The sequence below is a fragment of the Picrophilus oshimae DSM 9789 genome (genome assembly GCF_900176435.1).
In the GTDB taxonomy this organism is placed as follows: domain Archaea; phylum Thermoplasmatota; class Thermoplasmata; order Thermoplasmatales; family Thermoplasmataceae; genus Picrophilus; species Picrophilus oshimae.
Map to the genome: position 1 here is coordinate 155,375 of NZ_FWYE01000003.1, position 17,914 is coordinate 173,288.

Here is a 17,914-nt window from a genome sequence, read left to right on the forward strand (position 1 = left end):
AATTATAATAAAAAAATTATTAAGCTTTTTCAAATCATATTTTATGTCGCCATTTATAAAACGCGGGCATGGATTCATGGTTTTAAGTTTTGAAAATCTAATTGACGCTGTAATTGTATCAAGAATAAACCGCTTCGTTGTAAAATGCATGGTAAACAATGAGGAGGTCTATGCGCATTTGCATGATCCGGGAAGGCTTAATGAAATAATATATCCAGGAAATAAAATAAAATTAAGAAAAACTGATGGTAAAAAATATAATTATTCTGTTACCTTTGGCCATGACGGATTTAATTACACATTAAATGATGCAAGGTTTCATTCAATGATAGCATCACAGTTTCTAAGACCGGGCTTCAAAAAGGAGTATAAATACATGGATTCCAGAATAGATTTTCTTCTTGATGAATATCTAATAGAGGTAAAATCCTGCACCCTTGTAAATTCTAAAAAGGCCATGTTTCCTGATGCTGTAACAAGGAGGGGAACACATCATTTAAATGTGCTATTAAATTCGATACAAGATGGTTATAGACCATACATTATGTTTTTGATATTCAACGAGCGTGCGGAATGCTTTACACCAAATAAATGCAGGGATCCTGAATTTTCCAGGACATTTTGCAGGGCAGTTAAAAACGGTGTTTCATCGAAATTCCTGGTTTTTTATATAAGGGGAAATTCTATATATTTTGATAAGGAAATATCAATGTGCGTTAATTAATAAATTAAATGTAAATTTACGTAAAATAGAAATTGTATTAATAATCGTTTTATATAAAACATAATGGAGCTTTACATTCTTAATGATGGTTCCTACACAATAGATGCAGGTGCATTCCTTGGTATAACACCAAAAAAGCTGTGGTCGCGGTATTTCAACGATGAGAATAACAGAATAAGGATATCTTTAAACGTTCCTGTATTAATAGACGATGACCTTTCAATAATGATCGATGCAGGAATGGGCAGCGTTTTTGACGACAGGTTTAAAAAAATCTTCGAGCCTGTAAAAAATTATGATCTTGCATCATCACTAATTGATCTTGGGGTTAACAGAATCGATTATATAATATTATCACACATGCACTTTGATCATTCAGGCCATATCTTTGATGATGGACCGTTCAAAAATTCGAGGATTATTGTCAGCAGGGAGGAAATTAATGCATATTACCACGTTAATGAATTCACCAGGGGCAGTTATATAAAAAGGAGATTAAAAAAGGAGATAATATACAATAAAAGGTTTAACGGCATTCATATAATAAAAACCGGTGGCCATACGGCCGGACACAGGATAGTCTGGTTCCAGTTGAATGGTGAGAAATACATATATTTCGGTGATCTTGTTCCTACGCCCTTTCATTTGAAACCTGCATATATACCTGGCGTGGACTGCTATCCCCTTGAAACGTTGAAAATGAAGAAGGATCTTATTAAAATGGCAATTGACAAAAAAATGATTGCCATATTTGACCACGATCCTGAAGTACCCATGGCCAGGCTATCTGGCAACGTTTCAAATCCAAAATATGAGGAACTTTTTTAAATAAGACATCAATATTAAGCATTTATACAAATATTGAAATTATTTTTTTAGCATAATGAAAAGATTTAATAAAATTATATTAATCACATGTATGAAATGAATATAATAACCTTCAACTATGATATACCGAGGTTGCCGTTGATTATAGTTGGCCAGAAGAGAAGTATATATTATGATGTGGAAGTTTCACTTGGAACAGATTACTTTGGTAATAACATCTATGGTGTTATTCCATTAAATATAAAAAATGAACTTGAGCTCAGGGTACATTCCTTTGAAAACTTTGAAAGACGTGGCATGATAGAAAAAAGGTCTGTTGTAAAACCAACATTAATAATAAGGACAATACATCCAATAAAGATAGAAAATGTAAAAATGGTTACATATAACGGTGATGATATAATACTATCAAGATCATTTCTTGTAGATTTCATGAATGTAAAAAGAATAGTAATGGATTTTAAATTAAATAAAATAAGTTATATATGTCATTGATTATATGGCATTATTTTCAAGGACGTTATTTGGTTTATCCAGTGGAAGGACTGATACAGCAACAGCGCTTATTATTAAAGGTATAAAGAGCACATAGATTATTGCATAATTCCAGCCAGTTACTGATACAAGGCTTAAAAGTAATGTTGGTAATATTATGTTTCCTATCCACATAAACGCATAGCCATAGGTGCTGGCAGTTGCCCTTACCCTTGTTGGAAACATATCATTAACGTAGAAAGGCCATGCCGCCCACTGGCTTAGCAGAAAGAAGATAAAAACAACGTTGAATGCAAGTATAAGATAGTACATTGTTGATTCAACTATAAGTATTGTTGCAACGGCACTCAGTATCATAAATATTATCATAACATTGCGTCTTCCGATTCTGTTTCCGGTAAGGCCTGCAAATACGTATCCAATTATTCCAATGCCAAATGATATGAATTCAAATGACAGTGCATCCAAAAATGCTATGTGCTTAACCTCTATGAAATATATTGGCAGTGCAACCAGGTATATCGTTGCGCTTCCTGAAAGTATTGCAGTGTAAATTGCAAATATTGCACTTTTCTTCCTTAAATCGGAATCAAACATCTGCGAAAAACTGTTCTTTATTGCCTTTTTCATATCAACAGGATACTTTTCATTGTAATTTTTATGTTCAAGATATGCCCTTTTTGCATTTTTATAATCCTGAAATCTTTCAGTTTCTGGCAGGGCCCTTCTAAAGTATAATATTAAAAGTGCAGGAAGCACGCCAATAAAGAATATGTAAGTTATTTTTATTCCGGTATATTCGAAAAGGTATACTGCCGCGGCTCCAAGCGTCTGACCAACGGGAAATCCTATTGATGTTATTAACATCTGCCTTCCACGTTTTTCATGTGGTGCAGTTTCAGCGGTTAATGTAAATCCAAGTGGCTCATCGCTTCCGGCCCCTATTGATGCAAAGCTTCTTGATGCTGCGAACATTGCTGTTGAGAAAGAAAGACCCGTGAAAAACGATCCTATTGAATATATTAGAACGGTAAGCATGAATAAAAGCCTTCTTCCATATCTATCTGCAAGAAAACCAAAGAGAAAAGCGGAAACTGCTGAAACACCAAAGGCCGTGTCATTTATTATTGAAACATCACCAAGGTTTAATTTAAAAAGAACAATTAAACCCGGTATGCTTGCCAGGAATATCTCAAAATCGAAGGCAAACAATAAAACGCCAAGAAAGGCTGCTATCGTGAATTTCCAGTATTTTTCCATGGTGATCAATCGTTATTTATTATATATTTATAATCATTGCCAAGAATATTTTTTATTTATTCGCCATCTTTAATTACATGTTTTGTTATATCAAAAAAATTTTATATACTTAGTAATATATCATTACAATGATAAATGGCGGCTCATATGGTATTATCATTTTTATTATAATAATTGGCATAATTGTTGTGGCAAGATTTGCAAGGAATTACTCTGGATATAAATTTCGAATATCAAGGTTAATAAGAAGGCCATTAATATATGTGTTCCTGCTTTTGCTTTCACTCTTTTCATCAGGCAATTATGAAATTAATGCCATGACAATGTTATTTATATTCCCGGGCATAATTGCCGGTTCAAGATCCATGGATTCAATAGAATTTTTCATGTCCGGTGGTACGCTGTATTATAAAAGGCCTGTTATCATAATGATATTCTGGCTTCTCTCGCTTATTGCAAGGGAGATTCTTGTTTTGATGTTTCCAGGAAATATTTATATAATTATAACGGTCAATGCGGTCCTGGCACTGACCACCGGAATAATAATTGGCGAGGCAATAGCAACATACAAAAAGTACAAAATTTTCAATGATGGGAAATTAAATAAAGACATGGAATAAATTTATTTATATTCATTACAAAATTATTATTAAGATTCCTTGGTTTTGTTTTTATGGCAGATATAAGATACAGAAGCGGTGATAAGATGCATATATAACAGGAAGCAATAATGAAAAAGTAATTGTAATACATGAAATATTTGGCCTGGATGAGCATACAAAAAGCGTTGCTGACAGATATTTGGTACACGGCAATGGCGTCGGATCTATTTTCAAGCAGGTATTTCTCATCAAGGATATCAAAGAATGATATATACAAAACAATGGATTTTATCATGTCAATTCCGCCTGAGAAACAGCGTGACAACGATTTTAGAATGCATAGATTAATGGAAATGGACGAAAATGAAAGAAGATCCATAGAAAAAGTTAATGAATTGCTATTTGTCAACAGGCCTGTGGATCTTCTTACAGAATATTTAAAGGATGGTGTTCTATATTTAAAATCAAGGGGGTATAAAAAAGTTGGCTCTGTTGGATTCTGCTTTGGAGGCGGGATGTCAATAAACCTTGGATGCACCGGAACCGTGGACGTCATGGCAATATACTACGGTGAAAATCCAGAGCCCCTGGAAAAGTTAAAAAACGTTAATGCTGTAATAGGATTCTACGCCGGCGAGGATAAAAGAATAACATCAAAGGCTCCTGATTTAATCTCTGAGCTTTACAAATACAACAAGGAGGTTACAGTAAAAATATATCCCGGGACCTATCATGCCTTCTTCAACAGTACCAGGCCAAAAATATACAATGATGCTGCGGCAAGGGACTCATGGGAGCTTTTAGTCCAGTTTTTTAACAATCATTTATAATTTTTATCAAATCTTCTTTCTATATAAACAAATTTCTCCAGGATTTTATCAAGTGATGCTATTATCAATGCCCCAAGAACAACAAAAATTATTGAATATATATTTAATTTTTCTATTACATAGACAAGATCTATGCCCATTGCAGGTGGATGCTCTGCCCGTAATGAAACCAGGGCCAAGGCCAGAATGAATTCAACAATGGTAACGCTGTAATATATATTTATATAATATGTTAACAAGGAAACTATCAGTCCTATAATCCCTGCTATAATATAGCTTCTTATAAATGTCATTAATTTTGATGATTTATTCTCCGGCTCCATAAAAAGAAGAAAGGCACTCGATGCAAAGGAACCGAAGATGATAAATCTTGCAATCGGTATTACAAGATTGTAAAAATAATGTAATAGAAATATTGTAATGGCAATTGTTATTCCAACAAACAATGCAGGTATCATCTTATTCCTAATAAATTCCTCATGATTTTTATAGTACATTACATCTTAAAATTGTTTTAATATATTTATTTATTGCATAATAATTAATTCAAGGCAAAATAGTTAATTATAAATAAAATTATTTAATGATAAAACATGAAAATTAACATAGGCCTTTCAACACTTGATATAGATGATGAAATAATAAAAAACGACGATGTTTTATCAATAGGCGTTATATTAAAGAACGGCCCATGTAACGATAACATGTGCCAGCTGATAAGGGTTCCATACGCTGAGATAAATAAGGATTACACAATGAAAAATTCCATAAAACTATTTAATCCAAGAATAGAAATAGATACAAACGTTTACGATATGATTTCAAGGGAAAGGGAGAACATAAAAATAAGAATGTCGAATAGAAAAATATTGATAAAGGGCATACACCTTTAATAATCATTTGTTATGGAAATTAATTTTTCCTTCTTTTCAACCCTTTTTGATATGTAAAGCCCGGCAAAGTAAAGTGCTATTATTGGCACTGCAAGTATAATCATTGTGAATCCAGTAACCCCCGGTGAGAATATCATGCCAAAGATAAATGCACCTATAACTGCATACCTCCAGTTTGCAGCCCACTGCTCATATGTTACTATGCCGAATCTTGTAAGCCCAACCATGATTACGGGCAGTTCAAAGGAAAGGCCAAAGGCAATTACATATATAAATAAAAAGGAGACGAAGCTTGATATGCTTAATGTCGTCGATGCCCCAAGGCCGACATTAAAGTCCTGGAATATTATAAATATCTCTGGCGCAACAAAGTAAAGGCCCATAAAAGCACCTGCTGCAAACAGAAGCGATGCCGGTATTATTATGGATTTTATAAGCTCCCTCTCACTATTTTTTAATGCCGGTGATACAAACTGCATTAACTGGTATGCTATATAAGGCATCGAGATAATCAATGAAAGCGACATGCAGGAATAAAAATCGGCCATAACACCGTCCGTTGGCTTTATAACAAGCAATTTTGTATCCTCTGGAAGCACATGATCCTTTATTATAAAAAGGAACTGCGCACCAATGTTATGGAAAGGATCAGGATATATAAATAAAAACCTGTAATTAAATAGAGATATGTATCTTATCTGGAACATTAAAAATATGGCAAAGAAAATACCAAAGACTGTTAAGGATCTTATAAGCCTGTACCTTATCTCATCGGAGTATTTAACAAGATAATTGAATATCTCGTTTTCCATATTTAATTCTCTTTTACCTTTAACTTCTCATTTATTTCACCAATTATCTGGTCTATCGTCTTATTTTTTATATCTATGTTAAGATCCTGTGCTATCTTCATGTAATCTATCTGATTTTTATTTGTGTTTGAATGTATTTCATTTTCTATTTCCATCTGGCCCTTTTTGAATTCTCCTGTCGCCCTGCCAAGATTCCTTGCGAGCTCCGGTATCTTCTTTGTACCGCCAAAGATTATGACGGCAACAACAATCAAAATAAGCCAGTCATCAATTGATCCTATCATGATGATCAATTAATAATGCTTTCCAGTATATATAATTTTTTTTACATTGAACAAATTAGATCCAAAATTCCAATTTTTTAGTTTTATTATGATTATATCTTTTTAATAAAAAATTAAATAAACAATAATACTCAAAAAATTCTTTATTTTTCTAATTTTGTAAATTAAAAATATTAAAATGTTTTTAAAATGAATGAAAGTATCACTCAGTCATTGTATATATTATTAATAATTTACATATTTAATATAAAAAGTTTTGTTTTCTTTTGAATATTTTCATGCATAAAATTAGCTCTCCTAATGGCAAAAGTTTAATATATTATTATGATAAACAATCATGAGGCCAAACAAAGAGGACATACCAGAACCTGAAAGGCGGGCCTTTATAAAGGGTGCTGGGCTCTCCATTGCGGCACTTTTTATAGGCGGGCTTTCCATAGAAAGGTATGCTGTCCCAAAGGATAGAAACATTCCTGTCATGGATAGCTATCCCCTGGCAATTCTGGAGGACCCCAATGGAAATCCAATAAAGGCATCTGAGATACCTGCCGCCGAGCCATCCAGTACTTCCTATCCAATAATGGTTTTTAACTATCCACTTCAGGATGAGCCGACGTTTTTGATAAAGCTTAAGGGCATAAAGATAACACCAACAGATGGCATAATATATAATTCATCTGATAATACATCAATAATTGCACTTAGTGCCATATGCCAGCATCTTGGCTGTGTACCGCCATTCCTTGACTATCACCCTGGTGAAAGCATACCGTTTGAGGCAAAATTAATAGGCTACAATAAAACAAACTGGCCAAAATACGGTCTTATATACTGCAAGTGCCATGGAAGCCAGTACGATCCATCTCACGGTTATCAAAACCTTTACAATAATGGGCCGGCACCAAGCCCTGCAAATCATTCATTGCCACAGATCATGCTGGCAACGGATGATCAGGATTATGTCTATGCATATGGAATAAACTCAAAGAATGCGGTTATAAGAACACATCTATGGTATCCTGGTGGAGAGGTTCACGGACCGGAGGTTATAAAGGAAAATCTAAGCGGTGGAACACCGATAAGGGAATCAAGGAGGTCAGTTCCATCATCGCTTTCATCGATAACAGCATCAAGGGTTCTGTACAAAACAACCGTTGTAAGCAGCTCAAACGGCCCGTGGCCGGGATCATTTTAGGGTGATTTAATGGAAAGAACAGAGGCTGAAAGGAATAATTATGATCTCACAAAGATAATGAAGCCAGAGGAGCTCCCTGAGGGTTCCTATAGCATAGGCATAAGGTCTGTAACATTACGTGGTTTAAGGATAGATGAGTGGACCGGTGCATTTGTTGCCACCGCATTATTTTACCAGATTATTTCAGGAATAATATTATTCTTCTATTACAGCCAGATTGCGCCTTACGATTCAACGTTATATATAATAAATGATGTACCATTCGGGCATATAATATTGACATCGCATCTTTACATGGCATACGCAATGATTGGTCTTGTTTACTTCCATATGATGCGCCAGTATTTCATTGGATCATATAAGGGTGCATGGCGCTGGCTTCAGTGGATGCTTGGTGTCATAATGTTTCTGCTTGTTATACTTACAGCAATTCTTGGATACATGCTTGCAGATACAACAATAGCAATGGCCGCACTTCATATAGGATTATTGTTCATGCAGAGGAGCGTTCTTGGAAGAATACTGCCGGGCGTTTTTATAAACTGGCTTGAGGCGATACTTGTTGGTAACTATACAACGCAGGCAGAATTCTCGCATATCCTTGCGCTTCACGTTGCAGTTTTCTCAACATTACTGCTTGGCATATTCGCCGTGCATTTCATGCTCTTTGAAAGGTCAGGGCTTGCAACTGACAAACCCGAGAAGGGAAAGATGGTTCCATGGTATCCGAACAATCTATTATACATGATCTTCATGGGCGTAGTTCTTGTGTTCGTTGTTATAGTGTTTGCGGCTGCATTCCCTCAGAAACTAACACTTGCATATGGTTCGCTTGCCTATGGAACTTTTCCTGTGCCTGACTGGTACATAACACCTGTTTACAAATTAATGGATGTTGCGGGCTATGGTCTTAGCACGGGCGGTGTGCCACTTGTAATAGGCATTGTCATATTTTTATTCTTCCTGCCATTCATAGACAGATACAAAAAGCTTGGTCCGCTGCAGAGGCCATGGGTCACAGCCTTTGGAATATACTTATTAATAGGCATAGCAGTAACAACGATCTGGGGATACTCGCAGCCAGGCCTGACGCAGTCAAGAATAATGACCGAATATCTATGGTGGTCAATAACGGTAATATCATTCCTAAGCGTCTATGCAATGAGATTTGCAAAGAAAGATCTATCAGGTGATAAAAAATGAAGGCAAGTCATGTGGTTTATGGAATAGCGATATTCCAGCTTGTGGTCCTTGATCCATTGATGTGGTACTTCACACAGGTAAGACCATATCAATACGAGAGTCTCTGGGCCGTAACGCTGGGATTGAACATCTTAATGTTTGGAATAATAGCGTTAATAATGTTTAGAAAGACACTCAGGGAGGTTTAATATGAACAAGGCATTGAATATGTTTTATGCATCAATGGTTTTGTATCTCTTCGGTTCGGTTCCTTTTGTCCTTTACGCAGTTGTTATAAAGCCACTGTCTGTATCATACCATGAAAACACATATAGTATGATATCACCAGTTTTCGGCAATTTTGGCGTTTACATAAGTTCACTTGAAATCATAGAGCTTGTTTTAATAACAATATCCCTTGCATTATTTATTGTTTCGATATTCCTTGCAAGAGCCAGCGGTAAAAAACTTTCAAAACTAACGCTGATGTTTCCAGTTATACTTTATTTATTTGCATATATAGCAACGGCAATGGCCGGAGTGGTGGGTGCTGCAACATGATGGATAGAATAAAAAGCATGAAGAAAAGCTCTAAGTACATGATGGTGACCGGTATAATATTTTTAATAATATCGGTGCCAACCTTTATAGACTATGATATGTTTCCGAGGTACGATGCCAGCATAGGACCGCACCAGCTTGGCAGCTGGATTTCATTCTTCTTTACCTTTGTTGGCTTTATACTTTTAATCATGGCATTCGGTCAGGAGGACCTTTAAAATAAAAAATTATAAATTTTTTTGATAATCATTTTATATGAATAATTTATGATCTTTTATGACTGACGAGGTTCCAGAGAAGAGAAATAAACATCCATATATAATGTATGATATGATAAGGGATATACCAAATGGAATATCAAAGACCATTGATGTTATGGAATCAATGGATTATTCATTCTTAAATGCACCTTTGATAATGACCGGTAATGGAACTGCATATCATGCAGGATATCTTGGCATGCAGTTTCTAAAAAAGACAAACTATCATTTTGATTTTATCCAGGCCTATGAGCTTTTAAATTATTACATCCCTGATGGAACTGTAATAGGCATATCGCATACAGGAAAAACAAAGAGTACAGTGGATGCAATAGAATTTTCAAAGAGGTATTCATATACCGTTGGAATAACACATTACATGGATTCACCACTATACAAAATATCAAATAAACCGGTATTCATTGATTCAGTTGATAAATCACTTTGCAATACAAAGGCATTCTTTGATAATGCATTTGCATCACTTTACATTGCAATGAATTATTCCGGAATATACTTTGATGTAAAGGATATTAAAAATGATATAATAGATGTTATAAATAAAAAGGAAAAGGAAATCTCTGAGTTAACATCAAAATTATCGCATATAAATAATGTCTTTGTGCTTGGTGCAGGGCCAAATTACATAGCTGCAAGGGAGGCTGCACAGAAGATTAAGGAGGCAACGCATTTACATGCGGAGGGCATAGAGCTTGAGGAATTCAATCATGGATGCACCTCGGTAATAGACGAGAACTCACTTTTGATAATAATAAATAACAAAACCGTAAATAAGAGGACAGAAGATATCGTAAGGGCATGCAAGGTTCTTGGAACAAAAACCATTGTTATCCGTGGCGATGGTGATTTTTCAATAGACCTAAACGAGTCAAATGATGAGTACATTGAACCATTTACAAACATGGCAGTGCTTTATTACATTGCATATTACCTTGCACTGGCAAAAAAGGTAAATCCTGATCTATTAAGATTTGACGAAAAAAAATATCGTGAATTTGATGATATAATATTCCCACCAGGCGCACACTAATATAATAAAAAAATTTATATTTTATTATTTATGTCATTAATTAATGAACATAGAGGAAATGCTTTTATATGAGATTAAATATGGAAGATTTTCAAATTTTATGATAAACAATGAATTTTATAACATTAGTGATCCATCGTATCTTGATATTGATATAAAAAGCCTTCTGTCAAAACTTGAGTCATCAGGTTATATAATTAAAAGTGCTGAAAGGCCTGTATTAAAATGTAATTATTGTGGAAACGATAGGTTTTTCGCTATTCCATACTGCAATGAGCATGGAATGCCAATGGAGCTAAAGGACAATAAAATTATATGCCCTGTTACGGGAGATATTGAGGCATACAAATTGATGGATATATGCTCATCATGCATGAAATTAAACGAATCCATGAAATCAATGGAAATCTCTGAAAGTTATAAATTAACTGAAAAAAAGAATTTTATGGTTGAACTTTTACATGATGCCATTTCAATATTAAATGAATATAATCTAAAATATGAAATTGGTGGAAAAATATCCGGAATAAAAACGGAGCATGTTTTTAATATAATAATAAAAAAGGATTTTTCATATCTTATAGATATATATTATGGAGGAGATGTAAAGGTCATAACAGAGCATCATTATTCAATACCGGATGATGTACCTGGATCTTACACCGTTGTTTTTAACATAGATGAAAATAACTCCGAATTTGAAATTCCAGGGATAAAATACATAAAGTCTGTTAATTATGAGGAATTTTTAAGCAATTTTAAAAAATTCGTACTTGATATAGTAAATAATAAATCATTCATGTTTGGCATACCTGCACTTGATAATCTTATAAAAACAGGCTTAAAAATAAATAATGTATATGGCTTTGAAACATTTTCATCAGGCAATATATCATATTTTCTCGTCAGGTTTCTTATCTACGGTGCCGAGAACGCTGAGCCAGGAATTTACATAACAACCAGGAACTCACCTGATTATATTATAAGAAATGCAAGATCATATAATATAGATCTTGAAAAATACATAGATTCAAAAAACATAGCAATCATGGATTTAAACTCAACAATAGAAAAAATAGATCTTGGATCTGATTATTACAAGCTTTCCGGACACATCTCTGATATTCTCAATGAAATATCAAAGGCAGTAAAAAAGTACGGTGCAAGGAGGCTTGTTATAGACTCAATAGAGCCGCTGGAGCTTGGTCAGAACCAGAATATAATAAGATACCTCTTCAACGGTTTAAGGAAGCTGGACTGTGTTATTGTAGCAACAAAATACATAGATAATATAGATTCGCATCCTATAGAGGACATGTACTTTTCAGGTATAGGCGTTATGGGAACAATGATAACAAACGGTCAGCTGCACGAGATATTTATATTAAAAAAATCCGGTGAATTTATTCCAGGCAAAAAGGTATTTGATGTTGAAATTGACAGCAATGGTGAGTTTGTATTTAGATGAATATGAACCCAAAATTACTGTATTTTATATCAATAATCGCAATAATACTTTATTTATATTTTTTAATAATATCATTGATTAAGTTTGATGAAACATATATCGAAAAATTTCTCAGTCTTCTGCTTATAATTATAAATGCCTTTTTTATAATACATTCAATAGAATATCTTCATTATTACATAAATGCAAGGACATTCTATGAAAAAAGCACCTATAAATATTTTAATACATACTTTAATTTTGAAACTGCAGTATTTATAGCAAGCTATAATGAATCAGAAACCGTTCTTGAAGACACATTAATAGCCTGCATTAACATGTCAAAACAGGCAAATGGTATTGTATATGTTCTTGATGATTCAACAGATATTAAAAAGGCAAAAGCAATAAAGGATCTATGCATGAGATACAGTGTAAATTATATACATAGAGATAATCGAAGGGGATACAAGGCAGGGGCATTGAACGACGCATTGAAATTTATAAATACAAAATATTTTGCAGTATTCGATGCGGATCAAAGGCCGATGGAGAATTTTTTGAATGAACTGATACCAGTTCTTGAGGATGATGAGAACATTGCATTGATACAGGTGCCACAGATATATGATAATAATAACACACCTGTTGCAAGAGGCGCAAATGACATACAGATGGTATTTTATACTTTTATAACAGAGGGAAAAAGCCTTGAAAACAGCATGTTTTCATGCGGTTCAAATGTAATATACAGGACAGAATCGATAAAAAGCATTGGCGGCTTTGTTGAAACAAATATAACAGAGGACATGGCCACAACAATAAAACTCCATGAACGTGGATATAAAACAATATATTATAATCTGCCACTGGTAAGAGGTGAGGCCCCTGAAACATTGAATGCGTATTTTATACAGCAGTCAAGGTGGTCCCAGGGCTCTATATCCCTTTTTTATGGTATTTTAAAAAGTATTTTTTCAAGGAACGGAATGAATTACAGGCAGAAAATAGGGTATTTTGTAACAACCTCCTGGTATTTTATAGGCGTTGTTAATATAATAATGCTCTTGTTTCCATTGCTTTTTATATTTTTTAATGTTATTTCTTTAATAACACCGGAAATATACATATTTGTGCTCGCATTTTATATAATATTTGAATTCTTTGTCTTCACCGCAACGGTATATGAAAAAACAAAATCGATAATACCTGTGCTGAGAAATATATCATTAACCTTTATAACATCACCAGTATTTGTAAAATCTGCCTTTTATGCATTTATTAATAAAAGGACTTCATTTAAGGTCACGCCCAAAGGAGATTCATCGAAAATACCGTTTTCAGGATTAAAGGCACAATATGCAATAATGTTTATAAGCGCCGCGGGATTTGCATACGCCATTTACAGATATATAATATCAGGAAACATGGAATTCATTTTCAATGGTGCATTTATGCTGTACTTTTTATTATTATCCATGTCCATTTTTTATTATAATAGATGATAAATTAATATTTTTATACATATTTTAATAATAAATAAATATTAATAAATGCTAATCAATCAATGTTGACCGGAGATAAAACAAGATTTGCAGGCATGCTTAAGGGCAGAAAAATTGTTGTTGCAACATCGGCAAGCATATCAATATACAGGGTGCCTGACCTTGTAAGGGATTTAAGAAGGGAGGGGGCCGATGTAAAGGTTGCAATGAGCGATGCATCGCAAAAGATGGTGAGTCCGGAGGTTATGAAATGGGCCTCAGGTCATGATGTTGTAACAGATATTACCGGAAATATAGAGCATATTACACTCTTTGATAGCGATACATTATTACTTCTTGCACCGGCAACTTACGATACAATAGGTAAGATGGCATCTGGCATAGCAGATAACATACCATCACTCTTCTTTTCATACGCATTAAAGGCCACCGGGCATATAGTCATAGTTCCGGCAATGCACAGAAACATGATGGAAAACAGAATAAATCTGGAAAATATTGAAAAGCTTAAAAACCTCGGCTGTTTAATTGTTGAACCCGAGTACGATGAGGAAAAGGCAAAGATTGCGGACAATGACAGGATCATTGATTATGTATGCCGCTCATTCTACGGGGAAAAATTAAAAAATAAAAATATACTAATAATAGGTGGAAGATCAGAGCTTTCAATAGATCCTGTTCGATTTATATCAAACAGATCAACCGGATACACAGGATACTGGCTTGCCAGAATGGCATTCCGGCTTGGGGCGGATCAAATAGTCTATGTCGGCAACTCCAATTACAGAATGCCGAACTATGTTAACTTTATACAAAGAACGAATCTAAGGGAGATCATTATTGAGGTTAATACCGTTATAAACGTTTACAAATTTGATATAATTGTAATGTGCATGGCCGTACTTGACTTTGATATAAAGGAGGAAAAGGAAAAGATAACAAGCAGTGAAAAACATGTAATAGAGCTTGAGCCCAGGAACAAGCTAAGGAACAGAATAAGGCAGATGTCGCCGTCATCCATTCTTGTGCTCTTTGAACTTGAGGGCGATCTTAAATACAATGATGAAAAATTTAAGGATTCAAGGCCTGATATGGTTATAGTGAATTCATATAAAAACAGCGCCTTTGGTGAGTCATCCCAGGAATATATAATAGTTTCAGGTAATAATAAGGAAAATATAAATGCTGAAAAGAGCCTTTTATCAAGAATAATACTTGAAAGGGCATCATCAATTAACAAAAGTTCCGATTTTATTCTATAATTTTATTTATTATTGATGAAACCTCCTCTGGATTGCTTATCTGTGGTGTATGTCCAGAGTCAAGTACATGCATCTCACTGTTTCTTATATAATTTTTATATTCATATCCCTTTGAAATGGGTATCGTATTATCGTTTTTACCCCAGATTATGATTGTTTTGCAGCTCAGCCTCTTTAAATCATTTAGGTTTATCTTCTCGGATGGCCTTCCGTTGTTTTCAGCTATTTTTATTAATGCATCCCTGTTTTTGTAATTTCTAACCTTCATTATTTCATCGACAACCTCATTTACCATGCCATCCTCGGCAAACGTCCTGTTTGTTCCTGCGCTGTCAATTAAAATCAGTGCCTCCGGCTCATTTATATTAAGTGCATAGTCAAGGGCAATCCAGCCACCATATGAGTTGCCACCAATTATTATTTTATCAAGATTTAATGATTTTATCATATCGTTTATTGCAAGTGCCTGCTGATGAATTGTGTAATCTATATCAGGCTTGTCAGAATGGCCATGGCCAAGAAGGTCAGGGAATATCACCTTGAAATTCTCATTAAGGTATGGCTCAATTCTTAGAAACGTGTTTCCGGTGCCGCCAAAACCATGCATTAAGATCAATGGTATTTTGCCATCCCTTATTAAATATGATATTCTTCCAAACCTTGTTTCAGAATAATTCCTTATCATGATTTTGCCCTCTCGGCAATCTTCATTGCCTCATCAAAATTCTCAAGCTCCATGGCCATATCAGAGGCCGAATCATATATATATGACAGGGATTTTTTAAATTCTGTTCTTTCCTTTTTTGTTTTTATTGTTTCGAGTATTTTATCTATTTTATCCATTGCCCTGTATGCGGCCTCCATTGCACTGTTTATGTCATTATCCCTTAATATGTTTATTTCACCAAGGGCAGCCTCAAAGTAGTTGTCCCAGTCATTTGATTTCTCAGAAATTTCCATGACGTTCCTGTATATCTTTAATGCCTCATTATTATCATTTATCGCCTCGGCCTTTGCATTAAGTGCCATGGCCTTAAGCTGTACATCCTTTATCTCATCCGCTATTCTATATGCATTTTCTATGTATTTTAATGCCTCATCCCTGTTTGAATCAAGATATATATATCCAAGGTTCATCAAGTCAAGTATTTTTAATTCCATTTCTCCTGATCTTTCATGCTCTTCAAGGGCCTCTTTTGCATATTTCACAGGATTCTCTATATTTTTATGGTCAAGTGCAAGGTATGCCTGTGAAAGTTTATAGCAGAGCTCGGCCTTTTCTGAACCTGGCTGCATTATTTTATAAGCCTCGGAGTATTCCCTGATTGCATCCATGTACTTTTCTTTATCCATTAGCTTATCACCGTTATTAATATGTGTTTTATAATCATCCATTTAATCACCTTTTAATATTTCCATTGCCCTGGTTATTGATATTTTATTCTCCCTTATCATTTTATCTGCTATTTTATCTATATCATCACCTGTTGCACCTGCGGCAATGGCCACATTCCTTGCATGGAGCTTCATGTGTCCTCTCTGTATGCCCTCATCCGCCAGGGCCCTCAGTGCGGCAAAGTTCTGGGACAGACCAACCGATGCCAGGACACATGATAGATCCCTTGCGTTTTCTACATTTAATATCTTCATTGCTATTCTTGAGATCTCTGAGCTCCTTGTTGTTCCACCGACTGTACCTATGGCAACAGGTATCTCTATGCTGCCAACAAGATCCCCGTTTTCATTTTTATAATATCTGGTCAATGGTTTGTATCCATTCAATGATGCATAGGCATGTGCATTTGCCTCCTGTGCCCTGAAATCGTTGAGTGTCGCAAGAAGCACGGCATCTATACCGTTCATTATGCCCTTGTTATGTGTTGCTGCCCTGAATACATCATGCTCAGCAAATTTATATGCATATATAATGTTATCAACAGTTCTCTCCCCTATTAAATCCTTTGGAAAAACGGCCCTTGCATATGCCATTCTCAGCGGGGTTAAATTGCTCATTATTCTTAAAATAACACGTCCCTTTGTTATCTCCTCTATAAAAGGTGAAACATACTCACACATTGTGTTTATTATATTTGCACCCATGGCCTCCTGGACATCTATTTTTAAATAAATTATCATCATGTCATCAAAGATCTTTATTTCAAGATCCTTTGCACCGGCACCAAGGCTTTTTAACGTACTGCTTCTTGTATTTGCCATCTCAAGGATCCTGGCCTTGTTTTTCATTATATTTATCCTTGCAAGCTCAGGATCATTAATATCAACAATTTGTATCTGGCCATACATCATTGGCTCGCTTGCATATGCAGTGAAGCCACCTCCTGCCCTTGCAATCCTTGCACCGTTTGAGCATGCGGCAACAACTGATGGCTCCTCTATTGCCATTGGTATTAGATAATCCCTGCCATTGATAAGAAAATTTGTGGCAATGCCCATTGGTAAATATATCCTTGAGACAACATTTTCTATAATGTGATCTGCGGTTTCCATTGGCATAACCCAGGATGATAATTTATTTATATCTTCATCTGTTAAATTTGAAAACTCCATTAATTTTTGAAGCCTTTCGTTTATGCTCATCTTATGGAAATTATGTATATTTGATTCCATTAATTGAGTATAACATATTTTATTAATAATTTTCTTTTATTATTTTTGTAAATTATCTTTAATAATTAATATAAAGAAGATACTCATATGTTATA

General features: G+C 34.6%; 22 protein-coding genes. 15 read left to right on the top strand and 7 right to left on the bottom strand.

What is annotated here, in order from left to right:
- The first annotated feature begins 43 nt into the window (after window positions 1-43).
- From sfsA to B8780_RS06225, 3 genes are all read left to right on the top strand, one after another.
- Window positions 44-724, top strand: coding sequence for a DNA/RNA nuclease SfsA (sfsA, locus tag B8780_RS06215; protein ID WP_084273028.1), 681 nt, complete (start codon window positions 44-46; stop codon window positions 722-724).
- 63 nt (window positions 725-787) lie between these two features.
- Window positions 788-1,552 (top strand): MBL fold metallo-hydrolase, encoded by a 765-nt coding sequence (locus B8780_RS06220; protein WP_084273029.1) that lies wholly within the window; start codon window positions 788-790, stop codon window positions 1,550-1,552.
- Between the two features lie 96 nt (window positions 1,553-1,648).
- Window positions 1,649-2,047 (top strand): hypothetical protein, encoded by a 399-nt coding sequence (locus tag B8780_RS06225; RefSeq protein ID WP_153274228.1) that lies wholly within the window; start codon window positions 1,649-1,651, stop codon window positions 2,045-2,047.
- On the opposite strand, the gene B8780_RS06230 is transcribed toward B8780_RS06225, so the two are convergent.
- Entirely contained in the window at window positions 2,048-3,307 is a 1,260-nt protein-coding gene (locus B8780_RS06230; RefSeq protein WP_011177927.1) for an MFS transporter, read from the bottom strand.
- A 128-nt stretch (window positions 3,308-3,435) separates the two neighbouring features.
- Between B8780_RS06230 and B8780_RS06235 the strand changes: the two genes are divergently transcribed.
- Entirely contained in the window at window positions 3,436-3,927 is a 492-nt protein-coding gene (locus tag B8780_RS06235) for a hypothetical protein (RefSeq protein ID WP_084273031.1), read from the top strand.
- A 131-nt stretch (window positions 3,928-4,058) separates the two neighbouring features.
- On the top strand, window positions 4,059-4,739 hold the full coding sequence (locus tag B8780_RS06240; protein WP_084273032.1) for a dienelactone hydrolase family protein: 681 nt from the start codon (window positions 4,059-4,061) through the stop codon (window positions 4,737-4,739).
- On the opposite strand, the gene B8780_RS06245 is transcribed toward B8780_RS06240, so the two are convergent.
- Window positions 4,730-5,236, bottom strand: coding sequence for an HPP family protein (locus B8780_RS06245; protein ID WP_084273033.1), 507 nt, complete (start codon window positions 5,234-5,236; stop codon window positions 4,730-4,732). The genes B8780_RS06240 and B8780_RS06245 overlap by 10 nt on opposite strands.
- 96 nt (window positions 5,237-5,332) lie before the next feature.
- Here B8780_RS06245 and B8780_RS06250 point away from each other — a divergent pair, with 96 nt between their 5' ends.
- On the top strand, window positions 5,333-5,632 hold the full coding sequence (locus B8780_RS06250) for a hypothetical protein (RefSeq protein WP_084273034.1): 300 nt from the start codon (window positions 5,333-5,335) through the stop codon (window positions 5,630-5,632).
- Here the strand turns inward: B8780_RS06250 and tatC are convergent.
- The gene (gene tatC, locus B8780_RS06255; RefSeq protein ID WP_084273035.1) at window positions 5,629-6,444 is read right to left on the bottom strand and encodes a twin-arginine translocase subunit TatC; all 816 of its coding nucleotides are present in this window, start codon (window positions 6,442-6,444) and stop codon (window positions 5,629-5,631) included. The two genes, B8780_RS06250 and tatC, sit on opposite strands and share 4 nt — an antisense overlap.
- Window positions 6,445-6,446: 2 nt before the next feature.
- Window positions 6,447-6,728, bottom strand: a complete 282-nt coding sequence (locus tag B8780_RS06260) for a twin-arginine translocase TatA/TatE family subunit (RefSeq protein WP_084273036.1) — start codon at window positions 6,726-6,728, stop codon at window positions 6,447-6,449.
- Between the two features lie 337 nt (window positions 6,729-7,065).
- Between B8780_RS06260 and B8780_RS06265 the strand changes: the two genes are divergently transcribed.
- From B8780_RS06265 to coaBC, 9 genes are all read left to right on the top strand, one after another.
- Complete coding sequence (locus B8780_RS06265; RefSeq protein WP_084273037.1) at window positions 7,066-7,923, top strand: Rieske 2Fe-2S domain-containing protein; 858 nt, start codon at window positions 7,066-7,068, stop codon at window positions 7,921-7,923.
- A gap of 9 nt (window positions 7,924-7,932) precedes the next feature.
- Window positions 7,933-9,126, top strand: coding sequence for a cytochrome b (locus B8780_RS06270; RefSeq protein WP_084273038.1), 1,194 nt, complete (start codon window positions 7,933-7,935; stop codon window positions 9,124-9,126).
- Window positions 9,123-9,314, top strand: a complete 192-nt coding sequence (locus tag B8780_RS06275) for a hypothetical protein (protein WP_084273039.1) — start codon at window positions 9,123-9,125, stop codon at window positions 9,312-9,314. The genes B8780_RS06270 and B8780_RS06275 overlap by 4 nt, the downstream gene beginning before the upstream one ends.
- Before the next feature lies 1 nt (window position 9,315).
- Window positions 9,316-9,666 carry a hypothetical protein gene (locus B8780_RS06280; RefSeq protein ID WP_084273040.1) on the top strand — a complete coding sequence of 117 codons (351 nt, stop codon included), beginning with the start codon at window positions 9,316-9,318 and terminating at the stop codon, window positions 9,664-9,666.
- Entirely contained in the window at window positions 9,663-9,884 is a 222-nt protein-coding gene (locus tag B8780_RS06285; protein WP_011177938.1) for a hypothetical protein, read from the top strand. Before B8780_RS06280 ends, B8780_RS06285 begins: the two co-directional genes overlap by 4 nt.
- Before the next feature lie 58 nt (window positions 9,885-9,942).
- Window positions 9,943-10,977 (top strand): SIS domain-containing protein, encoded by a 1,035-nt coding sequence (locus B8780_RS06290; RefSeq protein ID WP_084273041.1) that lies wholly within the window; start codon window positions 9,943-9,945, stop codon window positions 10,975-10,977.
- A gap of 43 nt (window positions 10,978-11,020) precedes the next feature.
- The gene (locus tag B8780_RS06295; protein ID WP_084273042.1) at window positions 11,021-12,445 is read left to right on the top strand and encodes an RAD55 family ATPase; all 1,425 of its coding nucleotides are present in this window, start codon (window positions 11,021-11,023) and stop codon (window positions 12,443-12,445) included.
- Window positions 12,442-13,929, top strand: a complete 1,488-nt coding sequence (locus B8780_RS06300) for a glycosyltransferase family 2 protein (protein WP_084273043.1) — start codon at window positions 12,442-12,444, stop codon at window positions 13,927-13,929. The genes B8780_RS06295 and B8780_RS06300 overlap by 4 nt, the downstream gene beginning before the upstream one ends.
- A 62-nt stretch (window positions 13,930-13,991) precedes the next feature.
- Window positions 13,992-15,191, top strand: a complete 1,200-nt coding sequence (coaBC, locus tag B8780_RS06305; RefSeq protein ID WP_084273044.1) for a bifunctional phosphopantothenoylcysteine decarboxylase/phosphopantothenate--cysteine ligase CoaBC — start codon at window positions 13,992-13,994, stop codon at window positions 15,189-15,191.
- Here coaBC and B8780_RS06310 read toward each other — a convergent pair.
- From B8780_RS06310 to B8780_RS06320, 3 genes are read right to left on the bottom strand one after another with little or no spacing between them, the layout of a single operon-like run.
- On the bottom strand, window positions 15,181-15,876 hold the full coding sequence (locus tag B8780_RS06310; protein WP_084273045.1) for an alpha/beta fold hydrolase: 696 nt from the start codon (window positions 15,874-15,876) through the stop codon (window positions 15,181-15,183). The two genes, coaBC and B8780_RS06310, sit on opposite strands and share 11 nt — an antisense overlap.
- Entirely contained in the window at window positions 15,873-16,586 is a 714-nt protein-coding gene (locus B8780_RS06315; RefSeq protein ID WP_084273046.1) for a hypothetical protein, read from the bottom strand. The genes B8780_RS06310 and B8780_RS06315 overlap by 4 nt, the downstream gene beginning before the upstream one ends.
- A complete protein-coding gene (locus B8780_RS06320; RefSeq protein ID WP_084273047.1) occupies window positions 16,587-17,819 on the bottom strand; it encodes a hydroxymethylglutaryl-CoA reductase, degradative in 1,233 nt (410 codons plus the stop codon).
- Between the last annotated feature and the right edge of the window lie 95 nt (window positions 17,820-17,914).

Excerpts from the sequence above, each read along its gene's own strand:
- sfsA (WP_084273028.1), top strand. The coding sequence starts at position 44 with ATGTCGCCATTTATAAAACGCGGGCATGGATTCATGGTTTTAAGTTTT.
- B8780_RS06220 (WP_084273029.1), top strand. The coding sequence starts at position 788 with ATGGAGCTTTACATTCTTAATGATGGTTCCTACACAATAGATGCAGGT.
- B8780_RS06225 (WP_153274228.1), top strand. The coding sequence starts at position 1,649 with ATGAATATAATAACCTTCAACTATGATATACCGAGGTTGCCGTTGATT.
- B8780_RS06230 (WP_011177927.1), bottom strand. The coding sequence starts at position 3,307 with ATGGAAAAATACTGGAAATTCACGATAGCAGCCTTTCTTGGCGTTTTA.
- B8780_RS06235 (WP_084273031.1), top strand. The coding sequence starts at position 3,436 with ATGATAAATGGCGGCTCATATGGTATTATCATTTTTATTATAATAATT.
- B8780_RS06240 (WP_084273032.1), top strand. The coding sequence starts at position 4,059 with ATGAAATATTTGGCCTGGATGAGCATACAAAAAGCGTTGCTGACAGAT.
- B8780_RS06245 (WP_084273033.1), bottom strand. The coding sequence starts at position 5,236 with ATGTACTATAAAAATCATGAGGAATTTATTAGGAATAAGATGATACCT.
- B8780_RS06250 (WP_084273034.1), top strand. The coding sequence starts at position 5,333 with ATGAAAATTAACATAGGCCTTTCAACACTTGATATAGATGATGAAATA.
- tatC (WP_084273035.1), bottom strand. The coding sequence starts at position 6,444 with ATGGAAAACGAGATATTCAATTATCTTGTTAAATACTCCGATGAGATA.
- B8780_RS06260 (WP_084273036.1), bottom strand. The coding sequence starts at position 6,728 with ATGATAGGATCAATTGATGACTGGCTTATTTTGATTGTTGTTGCCGTC.
- B8780_RS06265 (WP_084273037.1), top strand. The coding sequence starts at position 7,066 with ATGAGGCCAAACAAAGAGGACATACCAGAACCTGAAAGGCGGGCCTTT.
- B8780_RS06270 (WP_084273038.1), top strand. The coding sequence starts at position 7,933 with ATGGAAAGAACAGAGGCTGAAAGGAATAATTATGATCTCACAAAGATA.
- B8780_RS06275 (WP_084273039.1), top strand. The coding sequence starts at position 9,123 with ATGAAGGCAAGTCATGTGGTTTATGGAATAGCGATATTCCAGCTTGTG.
- B8780_RS06280 (WP_084273040.1), top strand. The coding sequence starts at position 9,316 with ATGAACAAGGCATTGAATATGTTTTATGCATCAATGGTTTTGTATCTC.
- B8780_RS06285 (WP_011177938.1), top strand. The coding sequence starts at position 9,663 with ATGATGGATAGAATAAAAAGCATGAAGAAAAGCTCTAAGTACATGATG.
- B8780_RS06290 (WP_084273041.1), top strand. The coding sequence starts at position 9,943 with ATGACTGACGAGGTTCCAGAGAAGAGAAATAAACATCCATATATAATG.
- B8780_RS06295 (WP_084273042.1), top strand. The coding sequence starts at position 11,021 with ATGAACATAGAGGAAATGCTTTTATATGAGATTAAATATGGAAGATTT.
- B8780_RS06300 (WP_084273043.1), top strand. The coding sequence starts at position 12,442 with ATGAATATGAACCCAAAATTACTGTATTTTATATCAATAATCGCAATA.
- coaBC (WP_084273044.1), top strand. The coding sequence starts at position 13,992 with ATGTTGACCGGAGATAAAACAAGATTTGCAGGCATGCTTAAGGGCAGA.
- B8780_RS06310 (WP_084273045.1), bottom strand. The coding sequence starts at position 15,876 with ATGATAAGGAATTATTCTGAAACAAGGTTTGGAAGAATATCATATTTA.
- B8780_RS06315 (WP_084273046.1), bottom strand. The coding sequence starts at position 16,586 with ATGGATGATTATAAAACACATATTAATAACGGTGATAAGCTAATGGAT.
- B8780_RS06320 (WP_084273047.1), bottom strand. The coding sequence starts at position 17,819 with ATGGAATCAAATATACATAATTTCCATAAGATGAGCATAAACGAAAGG.